This is a genomic window from Algibacter mikhailovii (assembly GCF_014651495.1).
Classification (GTDB): domain Bacteria; phylum Bacteroidota; class Bacteroidia; order Flavobacteriales; family Flavobacteriaceae; genus Algibacter_E; species Algibacter_E mikhailovii.
In genome coordinates, this window is record NZ_BMWZ01000027.1 from 1 (window position 1) to 2,772 (window position 2,772).

At 28.4% G+C, this 2,772-nt stretch carries 3 protein-coding genes; all 3 read left to right on the forward strand.

Annotation, left to right across the window (positions count from 1 at the left end):
- Window positions 1-133: 133 nt before the first annotated feature.
- The 3 genes from IE051_RS18440 to IE051_RS18450 all read left to right on the forward strand — a co-directional run bounded on the left by IE051_RS18440 (window position 134) and on the right by IE051_RS18450 (window position 2,524).
- Entirely contained in the window at window positions 134-868 is a 735-nt protein-coding gene (locus IE051_RS18440; protein WP_189362887.1) for a hypothetical protein, read from the forward strand.
- A gap of 155 nt (window positions 869-1,023) precedes the next feature.
- Entirely contained in the window at window positions 1,024-1,827 is an 804-nt protein-coding gene (locus tag IE051_RS18445; RefSeq protein ID WP_189362888.1) for a PA3715 family protein, read from the forward strand.
- Between the two features lie 208 nt (window positions 1,828-2,035).
- Window positions 2,036-2,524 carry a hypothetical protein gene (locus IE051_RS18450; RefSeq protein ID WP_189362889.1) on the forward strand — a complete coding sequence of 163 codons (489 nt, stop codon included), beginning with the start codon at window positions 2,036-2,038 and terminating at the stop codon, window positions 2,522-2,524.
- Window positions 2,525-2,772 lie beyond the last annotated feature (248 nt).

Consider the following 2,772-nt stretch of genomic DNA (forward strand, 5'->3'; position numbering starts at 1 on the left):
AATAAGATTACATTTATCTTTAGACTTCAAAACACCGAATATGGTATATAAATTATCAGCTTAATTTCAATTTTAACCTGTAGCCATATTTCAGGACGAGACATACTGCACGAGTAATAACAAATAAAAATATATGGAAATTTTTCAAAAAATATTTTTAGGATTCGTCATTCTCTATGTTCTACCAGTTGGATTAGTCTTAATTAAAAAGATTAGCAAGAGAACAAGATATTTTATTATAAGTATACCCGTTTTTACAACGCTTCTATTTTTTGGATTTCTTTTAATAGAAATTAGAGAAGAAAAAGAGTTGGATAAAAAATATCCACAGATAAATAACTTGACTTTTGAGGAGAGGCCTGAAAATGTGAGAGATTCAATATTGGTATTACAAGACTTTATGATTAAAATATCCAAAGGGTGGAAAGATAATGAAATGAGTTACGAAATAAGAAAGTATCGTGATTTTCACAATTATTTCACTTTAAATCGTTATTGGTTAGGGAAGTTTGAGGATTTAGTTCATGATTCTGTTTTTAGAAACTTGCAAATCCCTGAGTCTAAAAAAGCAGACTGGATAAATAATATTAGCGAAGACATAGTACCATTTGATACATTGACCCAAAGTGAAGCAAGCAGATTTATTAACCTGATAAAGTATCTAGATTCGAATAAACTTAATAGCGCATTCTTACATAAAGGTAGGATAGGCTTGCAATATAATGATTCTTTAAGAATTTGGAAAGGGACTGATTTTAGGTCAATAACAATAGATACATTAGGCTTTTCTAATTCTCATGACTATGAAATACTGGATGAAAAAGGCGGAATATACTTGATAAAATATAATGACTACTACACATACTGATGTATGCACTGCTTACAACAACTGGTATATTTTATTGTTTGGTTCTAGCACACTTACGAAAATCCTACAGGGAATTTCTAGGTCAGTAATTATTTACTAAATTTAGTGCTTAAACACTCAACAAAACATACCACAAACCGTTGTAAACAAGCAAAATGAAAAACCCTATTTCAATATTGTTCTTCTTTCTAATTACTATATTTTCTTATTCTCAACAGATAATTAAAGAATATGGAAATAATGAATATATTGATTCCTTGGATACAGAACTTTTAAAAAAGGTATCTAATAAATTAAATTTAGAATATAAAGACATATACGAAGACAAATCTTTTTCAATAAAGTACAATGAAAAAATAACCTTTTTTACAATAAGGTACATAACGAAAAGGTTCGAAACTGAAAATTATTATACTACAAAATTCCTATTTGTGTCAAATAAAGGAAAGTTGATCAGTCAAATAGATAATGATAATTTATCATACTCAGATGACGAAGTAATGCAACCTTCAAAAACAAGAATTTTAAAAAAATTAATTCCATTAAACAATACGACTAATGGAATTGGGTTAACAAATGAATTTTCAAGTCCTAGTTGTGTTTCTCTTTATTCTAAAAACCTGCTGACTATATTAATTTTGAAGAAAAATAAAATAGAAAAAATATTAACGGATTATCCTATCAGAGAAACTCAAGGAGATTCAAATTGTAATGGCTCGTTTAAAATTGAATTTATAGAATCCACACTTTATGTTGAAGAAAAAAAATCGAACGAATTGAGTAATCTAAAAGTTATTCAAAAACATGACTATGAAGAATTTATTGAAGAGGATTTGAAAAAAAACATCAAAGAATTTAATCTTAAAAAAAATGAAACAGAAAGTTATATACTGAAATTCAATGGCGAAAAATATAAATTTAATTCAAATAATAAATTATTGTTTTTAAAGTACGAATAAAGCCAGTTTACAACAACGGCTAAAGTTAATGTGGGCTTGATTTTATTCTCGATGTTTTGTGTATATTTACTAGGTCGCTAAATCCTTTTTGATTTAGCTTTTTGACAATAAAATAAAACTAAAAAAAAGGCTTTAGCTTAGTACGTGCCTGATAAATCTCTGATTTATCTATCCCACACTAACCCTAGCCAAAACCGTTGTAAAACATTTGAAAAAAACGCTACAAATATTAATTTTCCTACTGATTTCAGTTAGTTGTATTGACTCTAAAAGAGATGCTACATCTGTAAAAAGAACTCTTTATATTTTTGACTTGGACTCTTTAAAACGGAAAGAAAATTACAAACTGACTACTGAAATCAGCGATACTTTAACCAAATACGAATATCAAAATTTGACCGACCAAAATAAGAACATGAAATTTTTTTACATACCCAAAACAAAAACATTGCGATTTGCGTTTTGGGATTACAGTCCAATAAAGGGTAAGGATTTTAAAATAACTTCTCTTTCAAAAACAGAATTTATGAATTTCGAAATGAATGATCCTGAAACCGACGGAACTGGTCCAATTTTGTTCAATCACGAATATGGTGTTTTAGGAATTGGAAATGTAATGGCACCGAATTTTGTCTATTTAAAAGATAAAGCGGACATAAACATATTGGATGATATAATTAAAAAATTAACCGACTAAAAAACGTTTTACAACACCGTATAAAAAAAATTGCTAGTTTTACCCTAAACCAAAGTTAGTTGCTCGTTTGCTAGCTTCTGATTTTCCTTCGGAAAATCCTCGCACACAAACACGCAACATTTCATATACAACAACGTTACCCATAATTATGACCCGTCCTGAATAAAGGCTACATAATTTTAAACATTATGTACAAAAATGACAAAGTAATCAGACGGTATTCAGAACCCTTTAAACTGAAAATTTTA